General features: G+C 75.1%; 11 protein-coding genes. 2 read left to right on the top strand and 9 right to left on the bottom strand.

Annotation, left to right across the window (positions count from 1 at the left end):
• Positions 1-7: 7 nt before the first annotated feature.
• From BS72_RS16760 to pdhA, 3 genes are all read right to left on the bottom strand, one after another.
• Positions 8-1,417, bottom strand: coding sequence for a dihydrolipoamide acetyltransferase family protein (locus tag BS72_RS16760; RefSeq protein WP_037911494.1), 1,410 nt, complete (start codon positions 1,415-1,417; stop codon positions 8-10).
• The gene (locus tag BS72_RS16755; protein WP_232792627.1) at positions 1,417-2,388 is read right to left on the bottom strand and encodes an alpha-ketoacid dehydrogenase subunit beta; all 972 of its coding nucleotides are present in this window, start codon (positions 2,386-2,388) and stop codon (positions 1,417-1,419) included. Before BS72_RS16755 ends, BS72_RS16760 begins: the two co-directional genes overlap by 1 nt.
• Before the next feature lie 77 nt (positions 2,389-2,465).
• Positions 2,466-3,575 carry a pyruvate dehydrogenase (acetyl-transferring) E1 component subunit alpha gene (gene pdhA / locus BS72_RS16750; RefSeq protein WP_037911489.1) on the bottom strand — a complete coding sequence of 370 codons (1,110 nt, stop codon included), beginning with the start codon at positions 3,573-3,575 and terminating at the stop codon, positions 2,466-2,468.
• A 181-nt stretch (positions 3,576-3,756) separates the two neighbouring features.
• Between pdhA and BS72_RS16745 the strand changes: the two genes are divergently transcribed.
• Complete coding sequence (locus BS72_RS16745; RefSeq protein ID WP_198545908.1) at positions 3,757-4,254, top strand: Lrp/AsnC family transcriptional regulator; 498 nt, start codon at positions 3,757-3,759, stop codon at positions 4,252-4,254.
• Positions 4,255-4,520: 266 nt separating this feature from the next.
• Here the strand turns inward: BS72_RS16745 and BS72_RS16740 are convergent, their stop codons facing one another.
• On the bottom strand, positions 4,521-5,177 hold the full coding sequence (locus BS72_RS16740) for a TetR/AcrR family transcriptional regulator (protein WP_037911487.1): 657 nt from the start codon (positions 5,175-5,177) through the stop codon (positions 4,521-4,523).
• A complete protein-coding gene (locus BS72_RS16735) occupies positions 5,174-6,769 on the bottom strand; it encodes a 3-hydroxyacyl-CoA dehydrogenase (protein WP_037911485.1) in 1,596 nt (531 codons plus the stop codon). Before BS72_RS16735 ends, BS72_RS16740 begins: the two co-directional genes overlap by 4 nt.
• A 371-nt stretch (positions 6,770-7,140) precedes the next feature.
• On the opposite strand from BS72_RS16735, the gene paaN reads away from it, so the two are divergent.
• A complete protein-coding gene (paaN, locus tag BS72_RS16730) occupies positions 7,141-8,817 on the top strand; it encodes a phenylacetic acid degradation protein PaaN (protein WP_037911483.1) in 1,677 nt (558 codons plus the stop codon).
• Positions 8,818-9,143: 326 nt separating this feature from the next.
• Here the strand turns inward: paaN and BS72_RS16725 are convergent, their stop codons facing one another.
• The 4 genes from BS72_RS16725 to BS72_RS16710 form a co-directional block, all read right to left on the bottom strand.
• The gene (locus BS72_RS16725; RefSeq protein ID WP_037916257.1) at positions 9,144-9,905 is read right to left on the bottom strand and encodes a TrmH family RNA methyltransferase; all 762 of its coding nucleotides are present in this window, start codon (positions 9,903-9,905) and stop codon (positions 9,144-9,146) included.
• A 124-nt stretch (positions 9,906-10,029) separates the two neighbouring features.
• A complete protein-coding gene (locus tag BS72_RS16720) occupies positions 10,030-11,559 on the bottom strand; it encodes an HTTM domain-containing protein (RefSeq protein WP_051951180.1) in 1,530 nt (509 codons plus the stop codon).
• Entirely contained in the window at positions 11,556-12,221 is a 666-nt protein-coding gene (locus BS72_RS16715) for a DUF5819 family protein (protein ID WP_037911482.1), read from the bottom strand. The genes BS72_RS16720 and BS72_RS16715 overlap by 4 nt, the downstream gene beginning before the upstream one ends.
• Positions 12,222-12,699: 478 nt before the next feature.
• Positions 12,700-13,035, bottom strand: a complete 336-nt coding sequence (locus BS72_RS16710; RefSeq protein WP_037911481.1) for a rhodanese-like domain-containing protein — start codon at positions 13,033-13,035, stop codon at positions 12,700-12,702.
• Positions 13,036-13,043: the final 8 nt, after the last annotated feature.

Here is a 13,043-nt window from a genome sequence, read left to right as displayed (position 1 = left end):
TATCCGCTCAGACGGCGGCGAGCAGCACCGCCGGGTCCTCCACGCAGTCGGCGACGAACCGCAGGAAGCCGCCGGCCACCGCACCGTCGCACACCCGGTGGTCGAAGGTGAGGGAGAGCTGGACGACCTGGCGGACCGCCAGTTCTCCCTGGCGCACCCACGGTTTGGGGGTGATCCGGCCGACCCCGAGCATGCCCGCCTCCGGGTGGTTGAGGATCGGGGTGGAGCCGTCGACGCCGAACACCCCGTAGTTGTTGAGGGTGAACGTGCCGCCGGTGAGGTCGGCGGGGGCGAGCGCGCCGGTCCGGGCGGCCTCGGTCAGCTCCCGCAGCCGGGCCGAGAGGGCGGCCGTGGTCAGCGTGTGGGCGTCGCGCAGCACCGGCACCACCAGGCCGCGATCGGTCTGGGCGGCGAAGCCCAGGTGCACCGCGGGCAGCCGGACCACCTCGCCCCGTCCGGTGTCCACGGTGGCGTTCAGCTCGGGGTGGCGGGCGAGCGCGGCCGTGGTGATCCGGGCCAGCAGCGCCAGCACCGACACCGGCTCCGGGGCCCCGCCCCGCTGGGGGTTCCGCGCGTTTCCGGCATGCCGCGCGTTCATCGCCGCCCGTACCGCCAGCAGTTCCGTGGCGTCGGCGTCCACCCAGCAGGTGGCGTCCGGGATCTCCCGGCGGCTGCGCGCGAGCTTCTCGGCGGCGGCGCCCAACATGCCGCGCAGCGGTACGCGGACGGCGCCGTCCGCCACGGCGGCCGGGGCAGTGGCCAGGGCAGTGGCCGGGGCAGTGGTCGAGTCAGTGGCCAGGGCGGAGGAGGCGGTGGCGGCCTCGGCGCCCGGGTGCGTTCCGAGGGCGCGCTCGACGTCGGCGCGCAGGATCAGGCCGTCGGGACCGGTGCCCGTCAGGCTGCGCAGGTCGAGGCCCTGCTCCCGGGCAAGTCGCCGTACCAGGGGCGAGATCACGGCCACCGGTCCCGCGAGGCCCCGCTCCCCGGCGCGGTCCGGTGCGGCCGGCCCTCCCGGGGGCGCCGGCTCCCGACCGTCGGCCGCCGGCCGCACCCGCGCCCGTCTGCGCCGCGCCGCCGGGCCGGTGCCGTAGCCCACAAGGACGCTGCCCGACGCCTCGTCCCGGGCCTCCTCCGGCCCGGCGGTGCCCGCACCCGAGGGCGCGGTGACGGCGGGGCCGACCGCCACGGTGACCAGGGGGCGGCCGACCGCCACGGTCTCGCCCTCCGTGCCGTACCGGGCGGTGACGACCCCGCCGTAGGGGCAGGGCACCTCGACGACCGCCTTGGCCGTCTCGACCTCGACCACGGGCTGGTCCACGGCCACCACTTCGCCGACCTCCACCAGCCAGCGCACGACCTCCGCCTCGGTGAGGCCCTCACCCAGGTCCGGCAGCGTGAACTCCTTGACCTCGGCCATCAGCCCTCCTCCCACTGGAGACGGGCGACCGCGTCCAGGACGCGGTCGACGCCGGGCAGGTGGTGCCGCTCCAGCATCGGCGGCGGGTAGGGGATGTCGAACCCGGCCACGCGCAGCACGGGCGCCTGGAGGTGGTGGAAGCAGCGTTCGGTGATCCGCGCGGCGATCTCCGCCCCGGCGCCCCCGAACCCGGACGACTCGTGGACCACCACGGCCCGCCCGGTGGCCCGCACGGCGTCGGCGACCGTCTCCTCGTCGAAGGGGACGAGTCCGCGCAGGTCCACCACCCCGAGATCCCAGCCCTCGTCCCTGGCCGCCTCGGCCGCCTCCAGGCAGACCGGCACCGAGGGCCCGTAGCTGACCAGCGTGGCCGACCGTCCGGCGCGGCGCACCAGGGCCCGCCCGATCGGCGGCACCGGCTCCGGTTCCCGGGCCGACCACTCGGCCTTGGACCAGTACAGCCGCTTGGGCTCCAGGAAGACGACCGGGTCGTCGGAGGCGATGGCGGCGCGCAGCAGCCCGTAGGCGTCGGCGACGGTGGCCGGGGTGACCACGTGCAGCCCCGGGGTGTGCAGGTAGTACGCCTCGGAGGAGTCGCTGTGGTGCTCGACGCCGCCGATGCCGCCGCCGTACGGGACGCGGATGGTGACCGGCAGCGGCACCGCGCCCCGGGTGCGGTTGCGCATCCGGGCCACGTGGCTCACCAACTGCTCGAAGGCCGGGTAGGCGAAGGCGTCGAACTGCATCTCGACCACCGGGCGCAGCCCGTACATGGCCATGCCGACGGCGGCGCCGAGGATGCCGGCCTCGGCGAGCGGGGTGTCGGTGCAGCGGGTGTCCCCGAACTCGCGGGCCAGTCCGTCGGTGATCCGGAAGACGCCGCCGAGGGTGCCGACGTCCTCGCCCATGACGTGCACCCGCTCGTCGGCGGCCATGGCGTCGCGCAGCGCCTGGTTGAGGGCCTGTGCCATGGTGGCGGGCTTGCGGCCCCCGGCGCCGGGCGCGGGGCCGGCCGGGGCGGTCGCGGAGGCCGTCGCGTGGGCGGCCATCAGTGGTGCTCCTGCTCGCGCTCGGCGGCCAGCTCCGCCCGCAGCTGGGCCTCCTGCCGGCGCAGCTGCGGGGTGGGCTCTGCGTAGACGTGGGCGAACAGCTCGGCCGGGTCGGGTTCCACCGGGGCGCTCATCCGCTCCCGCAGGTCGGCGGCGAACGCCTCCGCCGCGTCCGCGGCCCGCCGCCGCAGCTCCGCGTCGAGCAGGCCGCGGCCGGCCAGCTCGCGTTCCAGCAGGTCGACGGGGTCATGGCCGCGCCAGGCCGCGACCTCCTCCTCGTCCCGGTAGCGGGTGGCGTCGTCGGCGTTGGTGTGCGCGTCCATCCGGTAGGTGACCGCCTCGACCAGGGTGGGGCCTGCGCCGCCGCGGGCCCGTTCGACGGCTTCGGTGAGGACGCGGTGGACGGCGGCCACGTCGTTGCCGTCCACCAGGCGGCCGGGCATGCCGTAGCCGACGGCCTTGTGGGCCAGGCTGGGGGCGGCGCTCTGCTTGCCGAGCGGTACGGAGATCGCGAAGCCGTTGTTCTGCACCAGGAAGACGACGGGCGCGTGCCAGACCGCCGCGAAGTTCAGAGCCTCGTGGAAGTCGCCCTCGCTGGTGCCGCCGTCCCCCGTCATGGCCAGGGCGACCACGTCGTCGCCGCTGATCCGGGCCGCGTGGGCGAGGCCCACCGCGTGCGGCAGCTGGGTGGACAGCGGCGTGCTCAGCGGAGCCGTCCGGGTGAGCTTCGGGTCGTACCCGCAGTGCCAGTCGCCCCGCAGCAGCGTCAGGGCCTCGACCGGGTCCACCCCCCGCGCGACGACCGCGAGGGTGTCCCGGTAGCTGGGGAAGAGCCAGTCGCGCGGGCCCAGCGCCAGCGCCGCCGCGACCTGGCACGCCTCCTGACCGGTGCTGGACGGGTACACCGCCAGCCGCCCCTGCCGGGTGAGGGCGGTGGCCTGCCGGTTGTAGCGGCGGCCGCGCACCAGCTCGCCGTACGCCCGCCGCAGCAGGGCGGGATCGAGCCCGGCGGCCTCCGGGGTGCCCAGCAGCCGGAACGGCTCGGGATCGGGCATCAGCGGCGCGGCGTCGGTACGGGGACGCCAGGCAGGGGTCTCCAGCACGGTCATCGCGAGCACCTCCTTGTGGTCGGTGACCTGTGGTTCGGGTCGGGCGGGCGGATCGCGCCCTCCCAACCGATTGTTCGGTCGCCGGAGGCAATTTGGCTACGGGGGATTTCCGCCTGTGGACAAACGGTCCTGCCCGGCCTGAGATGGAGCCGTATCGTCCATGGTAAGGAGCTGTGGGGGGATGGCGAGCGAACGGATGGCCGACGGCCCGGACGCCGACGGGCGCGGGAACGGCCGGACCAGGCCGCTGGACGGGGTCGACCACGCGATACTGCGGCTGCTCCAGGAGGACGGCCGGGCCTCGGTCCGCTCCGTCGCCGAGCGGGTCCACGTCTCCCGGGCCAACGCCTACGCGCGGATCAACCGGCTCATCGAGGACGGCGTCGTACGCGGCTTCAGCGCCCGGGTCGACCACGAGCGGGCCGGCCACGGCACGTCGGCGTACATCACGCTGAAGATCGTCCAGAACTCGTGGCGGCGGGTCCGCGAGCAGCTGGTGACGCTGCCGGGCGTGGTCCACATCGCACTGGTCAGCGGCGACTTCGACGTCCTGCTGCTGGCGCACACCGTCGACAACCGCAGCCTGCGGGAGCTGGTCCTCACCCGCATCCAGGCGATCGAGGGGGTGCTGAGCAGCCGCACCCTGCTCGTCTTCGAGGAGACCGACCTGGTGCCGTGACCGGCACCGTTTGCCGGTAGCGAGGTGTCCTGGCGCGGGCGGTCGCAAGGCGCCCGGAAGCCCTCGTCCTGGACTGCTCGGGTTTTCTGCCGACGCGGCGCGTGCCCGTGCCAGGGCGGCGAGCGGGGCAGACCTCCCCGGGAGAGGCACGAGCCAGTGCTGGGGGACCACCCGGAGCCGCGCTGAGCCGTCCGGGCGGGCGGGTGGCCCGGGGGCCGGGCGCCCTTTGTGGCAGGAGCCCGAGCCTGCGGCCTCCTGGGAGCGGGTCAGGCGGCCCGGCGGGGGACGCGCAGCCCGTCGAAGGCGAGCCGGACCACCGCGTCGGCGACCCGCTCGCCCTCCCGTGGGCCGTGGCCGTCCTCTCCGAGCCCCTGGCCGGGCCCGGCTCCGTCGCCGTCGCCGTCGCGCGGGCCGGGGCGGTACCACTCCACCACGGAGTTGATCATCCCGAAGAGCAGCCGGGTGGCGAGCCGGGCGTCCACGTCGGCGCGCAGGTCGCCCTCTCGGACGGCCTGGCCCAGAAGGTCCGCCACCCGCTGGTCGAACTCCCGGCGCCGCTCCAGGGCCGTGCGCTCGGTCCGCGTGTTGCCGCGTACCCGCAGCAGCAGCGTCACGTAGGGCAGCTCCTCGACCAGCACCTCGGCGGTACGGCGGGTGACGTGCTCCAGCCGCTCCACGGCCCTGCCCTCGCGGGCCGCCGGCTCGTCGAGGATGCCGAAGAGCCCGGCCAGGGCCCGCCCGACCGCCCGGTCCAGCAACTCCTCCTTGCCCCGCACATGGTGGTAGATCGAGGACTTGGAGATGCCCGCCGCCTGGGAGAGGTGCTCCATCGAGGTGCCGTCGTAGCCGCGCTCGTTGAAGACCTGGACGGCCACCGCGAGCAGCGACTCCGGCGTATAGGTGTCGCGCTTCGACATGGTCATGAGGAGATCACATCATCAGCCCCGGCCGCACGCCGCCTCAGCTCCGGGCAGGGCGCATAGCGGCCGGTGGGGTACCAGGAGTGCAGGGCGTCCAGGAGGCGGCACACGTAGCCCGCCGAGATCCGCTCGCCCCACTCCAGCGGGCCGACGGGGTAGTTGACGCCCAGTCGCATCGCGGTGTCCACGTCGGGGGCCGTGGCGACCTCCCGGGCCACGGCGTCCAGGGCGAGGTCCACCAGCATCGCGACCGTGCGGGCCACCACCAGGCCGGGAACGTCCCGGACCACGCTGACCGCCATGCCGAGGGCCTGGAAGAGCCCGGTCGCCTGGGCCACCGCCTCGGCGTGCACCCCCGCCGAGGGGGCGATGGCGATCCTCGACGCCTTCGCGTAGTCCAGCGCCAGGTCGAACTGGACGGCCGGCGTCCCGGGGAGCCGCCCGTCCGCCAGGTGGAGGCAGGTGCCGCCGGGCAGCACAATCGCCCCGGAGGCCGCCGCGTCCGGCCCGAGCGGCCCCCTCCGCCCGTCCGGCACGTCCGGAAGCTCCTGCCCGTCCTGCCCGTCCACCACGTCCGGGCCCTCCGCACGGCGCACCTCGACGCCGGCCCGCTCGATGAGCCCCGGCAGCGCGGCGGCCGGCCCCAGCGGGCCGACCACCGTGACGTGGGGCGGAGCCAGCACGAGCTCGGCCGTCTGGGGGACCGCGGAGCCGTCCCGGCCCTCGGCGCCCCCGTACGGGAACCAGCCGCGGCCGGACTTGCGGCCGAGCCGGCCGGCCTCCACCAGGCGCCGCTGCGCCAGCGAGGGCCCGAACTTGGGATCGCGGCCGAACGCCTCCCACACCGAGCGGGTCACCGCCTCGTTGACGTCCTGGCCGATCAGGTCGGTCAGTTCGAACGGGCCCATCGCGAAGCCGCCGCACTCCCGCAGCACCGCGTCCAGGGTGGCCGGGTCGGCGGCCCGCTCCTCGTAGACCCGCAGCGCCTCGGCGTAGAACGGGCGGGCCAGCCGGTTGACCAGGAACCCCGGGGTGTCGGTGCAGAGGACGGGTGTCTTGCCCCAGGCGGCCGCGGTGTCGTGCACGGTCTGGGCGGCGGCCGGCTCGCCCTCGGCGCCCGAGACCACCTCCACCAGCGGGAGCAGCGGCGCCGGGTTGAAGAAGTGCATGCCCACGAGCCGGCCCGGGCGGTGCAACCCGGCGGCCACGGCGGTCACCGGCAGCGAGGAGGTGTTCGTGGCCAGCGGGCAGTCCTCGCCGACCACCTCCTCCAGCGCGGCGAACAGCCGCCGCTTGACGTCCAGGTCCTCCACCACGGCCTCCACGGCCAGCCCCGCGCCGGACAGTTCCGCGAGCCCCTCCGCCGCGCGCAGCCGGGCCACCGCCTCGCGGTGCTCCGACGCGCCGAGCCGGCCCTTCGCCACCAGCCGGTCCAGCCGCCCGGTGACGGCGTCGACGGCCGCGGCCGCCTGGCCGGGCGCTGCGTCGTACAGCAGCACGGGGTGGCCGGCGAGCAGCGCCACCTGGGCGATGCCCTGACCCATGGTGCCGGCGCCCACGACGGCGACGGTGCGGTTGCGGTCCACTGCGGTCACGTCGGCTCCTCGTCGCCCTCGTGATTCCTGGGGGTCCTGCGGGTTCTTCCACTGCTTCGGGTTCTTCTGGCGCGTTGAGTTCTTCCACTGCTTCGGGTTCTTCTGGCGCTTCGAGTCTTCAGCTCTTGGGATTATTCGTTTCTTCAGGGCATTTCGCCGTCCCCCCGCGGCCCCGCGCGGCGCGGACCGCCCGCGTCCCTCCTTCCCTCCGTCCCCCGCCCGACGGTCCGAAGCACGCCCCGCACCGGCAGGCCGAGCAGGTCGCGCGAAGTTATCCACAGGTTGGGGACGGCGACCCGCTGACCGACCGAACATTCGGTTAATGTAGCGATGTCCCTGCCAGCAGCCCAGCTCGACGAGGAGTTGGTCCCATGTCCGTCGACCTGTCCCCCACGGTCCTTGCCGAGCGCCACCGCGGCACGCTCGACCAGGCGCTGGAGGCCGCCAGGACCCGCGCGTTCTGGTCGCCGCACCCGGAGCACCCCAAGGCGTACCCGGAAGCCGAGGCCGGGCATGCCGCCTTCCAGGCACTGCTCGGCCACCGCTTCCCGCTCGACCAGCCCGGCACGGACGGGTGGACAGGCTCCGAGCGCTCGCCCTACGGGATCGACCTCGGCGTCGAGTACCCGCACGCGGACCCGGACGCGCTGCTGCCGGCGATGCGGGCCGCCATGCCCCGGTGGCGGGAGGCGGGGCCGCTGACCCGGGCGCTGGTGTGCGTGGAGATCCTCGCCCGGATCAACGCCCGGACCCACGAGTTCGCCCACGCCGTCATGCACACCACCGGCCAGGCGTTCACCATGGCCTTCCAGGCCGGCGGCCCGCACGCCCAGGACCGCGGCCTGGAGGCGGTGGCGTACGCGTTCGCCGAGCAGACGCGGACTCCGCCGGAGGCGGAGTGGACGAAGCCGCAGGGCAAGCGGGAGCCGCTGGAGCTGCGCAAGACCTTCACGCCGGTGCCGCGCGGCATCGGACTGGTCGTCGGGTGCAACACCTTCCCGACCTGGAACGGCTACCCGGGCCTGTTCGCCTCGCTGGCCACCGGGAACGCGGTGCTGGTCAAGCCGCACCCGCGGGCGGTGCTGCCGCTGGCGCTCACCGTGGCCGCCGCCCGCGAGGTGCTGGCCGAGGCCGGGTTCCCACCGGACCTCGTGTGCCTGGCGGTCGAGCGTCCCGGAGAGGGTCTGGCGAAGGTGCTGGCACTGCGGCCCGAGGTGCGCCTGATCGACTACACCGGCTCGACCGCCTTCGGCGACTGGCTGGAGCAGAACGCCCGGCAGGCGCAGGTCTTCACCGAGAAGGCCGGCGTCAACACCGTCGTCATCGACTCCACCGACGACTACCGCGGCATGCTCGCCAACCTCGCCTTCTCGCTGTCGCTCTACAGCGGCCAGATGTGCACCACCCCGCAGAACCTGCTGATCCCCCGGGAGGGCATCGGCACCGACCAGGGCAAGCGGGCCTTCACCGAGGTCGTGGCGGACCTCGCGGCCGCCGTGGAGGGCCTGCTCGGCGAGGACGCGCGGGCCGCCGCCCTGCTCGGCGCCCTCGTCAACCCGGACGTCAAGGCACGGCTGGAGGCCGCCGCAGAGCTGGGCGAGGTGGCGCTCGCCTCCCGGGCGGTCACCAACCCGGAGTTCCCGGAGGCCGTGGTACGCACCCCCGCCCTGATCGCCCTGGACAGCGCGGCGCCTGACGCCGGATCGGCCTTCCTGTCCGAGTGCTTCGGCCCGGTCTCCTTCGCCGTCGCCGTGGACTCCACGGAGGCCGCCCTGGAACTGCTGCGGCATACCGTCCGGGAGAAGGGCGCGATGACCGTCTCCGGGTACACCACGTCGCCCGAGGTGGAGCGGCGCCTTGAGGAGGTCTGCTTCGAGGAGTGCGCGCAGCTCTCCCTGAACCTCACCGGCGGCGTCTTCGTCAACCAGACCGCCGCGTTCTCCGACTTCCACGGTTCCGGCGGCAACCCCGCGGCCAACGCGGCCCTCTGCGACGCCGCCTTCGTCGCGAGCCGCTTCCGGACGGTGGAGGTGCGCAGACCCGCGTGACTCCCGCTTCCCGCCGCTATCCCGGGCGGCGGCCGACCGTCCCGGGTGACGGCTGACCAGTCGGGTGACGGCGGATGGGCCCCGGTGGTGGTCGGCGGCGGACGGTGCCGGCCGCCGCCGAGGACCGTCGCCCCGCCCCACCGGGCCTTCCGCACCCACGGGGACGGCGGCCGTCCTCCGGCGCCCCCGGCCGCCAGCCGCCCGGCCGCCGAGGCCGCCTGAGGTGGGACGAGGTCAGCCGAGGTCGACTGCGTTCGGCTGAAGTCGGCTGAGGACGACCGCGATGGGCTGAAGTCGGCTGTGCCCGGGAGCGCGATCGGCTGAGGTCAGAGGAGAGGTCCGCCAGGGACCCGGGGGGAGCGGGAGGTGGCCGTCCAGTGGTAGAGCGCCATGCCCACGCTGGTGGCCAGGTTGTAGCTGGAGACGCGTTCGCGCATCGGCAGCGACACCAGGGCGTCGGCCTTGGCCCGCAGGTCGGGGTCGACCCCGTGCCGCTCGGAGCCGAAGACGAGCAGCGCGTCGTCGGGCAGTTCGGTGCGGCGCAGGTCCTCGCCCTCCGGGTCGAGGACGAGGAGCGGGCCGGGCGGCAGCTCGCCGCTCTCCACCCGCGCCACCGCGGTCGCCCAGTGCAGTCCGGCGCCGGAGCGCACCGCGTTGGGGTGCCAGGGGTCGAGGTCGCCGGTGGTCACCAGGCCCGTGGCCCCGAAGCCGGCGACGAGGCGGACGACGGCCCCCACGTTGCCGAGGTTGCGCGGGCTGTCCAGCACCACCACCGGGGCCTGCCGGGGCTGCCGCACCAGGACGTCCAGGTGGGCGGCCCGATCCGGGGGCGTGGCGAGGGCGGCCACCCCGGTCGGGTGCGGCCGGGGCACCAGCTGCCGCAGCCCCGCGGCACCCACCTCGGCCAGCTCCGCGCCGAGCCGCCCCATGAGGTCCGGAGCCAGCTCCTCGGCCAGCCGCAGCGCCGCCACCCGGTCGGCGGCCACCGCCAGGCGGACGTCGGCGCCGAAGCGCAGGGCGTGCTTGAGGGCGTGGAAGCCGTCGAGCAGCACGGTGCCGGGCTGCTCGGCCCGCCACCGGGCGGCCACCGCGTCGACGTCCCAGGCGGCGCCGGCCGCACCCCGCCCGGCATCCGCCGCACCGGCCCCGGCCGACCCGCCGTCCGTGCCCCGCGTCCCCGTACCGCCCGTTTCCTCCGTCACGCCGCCCACCCTAAGGCGCCCGCCGGCGCGGCACCGCGCCCGCCCGGAGCAGGGTCCGGAGCGGGCGCGGAGCGGGCGCGGAGCGGGCGCCGTGGCCGGAGACCTCGGCGGAGGCCGCCGAAGCGCGCAGGTCAGGCGGGTGCCGGGCCGGGCGGCGGCGTGCCGTCCGCCGGGTCGAGGGCGGTGTGCCCGGGCGGGCCGGGAACGGGGTCGAGCTCCGACCCAGGCCCAGGCTCGGGCCCGGCTGCCCCGTCGCCGGACGGGCGCGGCCCCGGCACCCCGGCGAGCGCGCCCGGGCCTCCGCGCCGCGGCCCGGGCGGGAGGTCAGCCGCCACCCCAGCCAGAGCAGGAACCCGGTGGGCAGGAAGACGGCGTCCGCCGCGATCATCGCCAGCGAGAAGAACGGCAGCCCCAGCACCACCGCGATCGAGGCGTGCTCCAGCATCATGCCGACCAGCAGCACGTTCTTCACCCGCCGGTTGAACAGGGTGAACGGGAAGGCGACCTGCACGATCACCGTGCCGTAGCTGATGATCATGACCAGCACGCCGTTGCCGGCCAGCGCGTGCGACAACGCGGGCCAGGGGGTGAAGTCGTCCAGGTGCAGCGGGTAGTAGAGCGCGGTGCCGTCCTGCCACCGGCTGCCCTGGATCTTGTACCAGCCGGCCGTGGAGTAGACCAGGCACACCTCGGCGGCGAGCACCAGCATGGCGCCGTTGTGCACGACGTTGCCCATGATGTCCATGACGGTGCGCGGCTCGCCGGGAGCGTAGCGGCGGACCGCCCACCACAGCAGTTGCCCGGCCAGGCAGCCCCAGAAGACCAGCCCCCAGCCGGTGGACAGCCGTCCGGCGAGCGTCGCCGCCACCAGGGCACCGCCCAGCACCACCCACAGCGCGATCCCGACCGGGTCGGCCGGCTCGGCCACGGCCGCCCCGGACGCGTGTGCCGGGTCGGCCGGGGCTGCCAGGTCTGCCGGGTCGGCGGCTGCGGCGGACGCCTCCGCCCGCCGCCGGGCGCGCCGGCTGTCCAGCGACCACACCTGGCCGCACCGGGTGAAGGCGAGGTAGATCGCCATGATGTGGACGACGTTGTCGCCGCCGTCCCCCATGAAGACGCTGCGGTTCTGCAGCGAGAGCACGCCGATCATGAACATCAGCGCCGAGGTGCGGGTGCGCCAGCCGAGCAGCAGCGTGGCGCTGGCCGCGACGGCGAGGGCGTAGCACAGCTCGAACCAGCCGCGGCCGTCGTTCCACAGCAGCACGGTGAAGGCGTGGTTGCCGGCGATCAGCGACTTGGCCAGGTCCGGTCCCCAGGCGCTGCCCGGCCCGTAGAGCTGGTCGCGGTGCGGGAACTCCCGGAGCAGGAACAGCAGCCAGGTCGACGCCATGCCGATGCGCACCACGGCGCTCTGGTAGCGGCCCAGGGCACCCCCGGTGACAGCGGCCAGGCCGCGGCTCACCGCGCGGTCCAGCGCGGCGGCGGCTCCGGGGAGCGGGTTCTCCGGGGGTCGGCCGGCGTGGCCGTGCGACGCGCTCACGAGGAGGCTCCCACCGGGGAGGACCCGGTGCCCACGACCCACCAGGGCAGCACCCGGAACTGCGTGGTGGTGGCGGAGGCGCCGGCGACCCACGAGGGCTGCGGCACCGGCGTGGTGGCGCAGCGCACCTGCACCCGCACCACGGTCCCGCCGTCGAGGTGGCTGCCGAACCGGTCCCGCACGATCCGCTGGAGGTAGTCGGCGCTCAGCTGGCTGCCCTGCCCGGCCGTGGCCTGCTCCTGGTCGTTGTGGGTGTCGGTGTAGTAGCCCCAGGCGCGGCGCAGCTCGTTCTGGTTCACGTGGCTCGGCAGCGGGTTGTGCCGCATCGCCGAGACGTCCGCCGCCGTGAGGTCCACCCAGCCGGTGGTCTGCTGGCCGCCGTCGGCCGCGGCCACCTGGGCGCGCGCCTCGATGTGGACGTTCTGCTGGAGCGGGTCCGGCGCGAACAGCTTCCAGTTCTGTTCGAACTCCGGGTAGATGTAGTCGTTGACGGCGGTGGCGTGCTCCTTGGTGAGCGTGTTCGACGGTGCGACGTACAGGAACACCATCCCCAGGTGGAACAGCACACCGACGGCCACCGCGCCCACCGTCAGCGCCACGACTATCCGTCCGGGCAGCGACAGCACCGACGCGCTGGGCGGCGGCCCCTCCCTCGGCTCCATCGTCTCTCCGCTCTCACGGTGCCCGGCTACCGCCCGACACGCACCCGTCACGCTCCTGACAGGGTTCCGCGGCGACACTACCCACTCGCTGTCGCACACATGAGTGCCTTGGCGGCATCTGCCCGGTCCGGCGCGCGGACCGGCCCCGCCCGCCGCAGGCCCGTCCCGCCCGCGCGTCGCAGGCCGGGTGGGGCGGGAAGGAGCGGCGCCCGGCTGTCCTGGGAGGCGTTCAGGCCGTGTTCAGCGGACGTTCAGTGCGGCTCCGCGCGGGCCCGGCGAGGGCTGAGTACCGGCCCGGGTGCGGGCCCGGCGCGGGCTGGTGGTTGGCGTACGGGCGCGGGAGAGGCCCGGTAGCGGCTCCGTACCGGACGGCTGCCCGGTCGCGGGCCGCGGAGGGTACGGGAAAGAGCCGGGCCCCCGGTCCGGAAGCGGGAAGGAGCGGGGGCCCGAAGCGGGGGAGACGTAAGCGAGCGAGACGTCAGAGGACGTAGGGGTCCCCGGCGGAGCCGTCGGCGACGAGGGGACGGCCGACGGCCTCCCAGTCGAGCATGCCGCCGTCGACGTTGACCGCGTCCACGCCCTGGGCGATCAGGTACTGGGCGACCTGGGCGGATCGGCCGCCCGCCCGGCACACCACGTGCACCCGGCCGTCCTCGGGCAGCTCGGCCATGCGCGCCACGACCTCGCCCATCGGGATGTGCACGGCACCGTCGGCGTGCCCGGCGGCCCACTCCTCGGGCTCGCGCACGTCGAGCAGGAAGGCGTCGAGGGGCACCGAGGCGGCGTCCACCGAGGGCAGCTGGGAGTGGAACATCGGGTGCG

Origin of the sequence: Actinacidiphila yeochonensis CN732 (assembly GCF_000745345.1) — a bacterium.
Lineage (GTDB): Bacteria > Actinomycetota > Actinomycetes > Streptomycetales > Streptomycetaceae > Actinacidiphila > Actinacidiphila yeochonensis.
Note: the sequence above shows the minus strand (reverse complement) of the source record. Positions and strands in the feature narration are given on the sequence as shown.

Excerpts from the sequence above, each read along its gene's own strand:
- BS72_RS16760 (WP_037911494.1), bottom strand. The coding sequence starts at position 1,417 with ATGGCCGAGGTCAAGGAGTTCACGCTGCCGGACCTGGGTGAGGGCCTC.
- BS72_RS16755 (WP_232792627.1), bottom strand. The coding sequence starts at position 2,388 with ATGGCACAGGCCCTCAACCAGGCGCTGCGCGACGCCATGGCCGCCGAC.
- pdhA (WP_037911489.1), bottom strand. The coding sequence starts at position 3,575 with ATGACCGTGCTGGAGACCCCTGCCTGGCGTCCCCGTACCGACGCCGCG.
- BS72_RS16745 (WP_198545908.1), top strand. The coding sequence starts at position 3,757 with ATGGCGAGCGAACGGATGGCCGACGGCCCGGACGCCGACGGGCGCGGG.
- BS72_RS16740 (WP_037911487.1), bottom strand. The coding sequence starts at position 5,177 with ATGACCATGTCGAAGCGCGACACCTATACGCCGGAGTCGCTGCTCGCG.
- paaN (WP_037911483.1), top strand. The coding sequence starts at position 7,141 with ATGTCCGTCGACCTGTCCCCCACGGTCCTTGCCGAGCGCCACCGCGGC.
- BS72_RS16715 (WP_037911482.1), bottom strand. The coding sequence starts at position 12,221 with ATGGAGCCGAGGGAGGGGCCGCCGCCCAGCGCGTCGGTGCTGTCGCTG.
- BS72_RS16710 (WP_037911481.1), bottom strand. The coding sequence starts at position 13,035 with ATGTTCCACTCCCAGCTGCCCTCGGTGGACGCCGCCTCGGTGCCCCTC.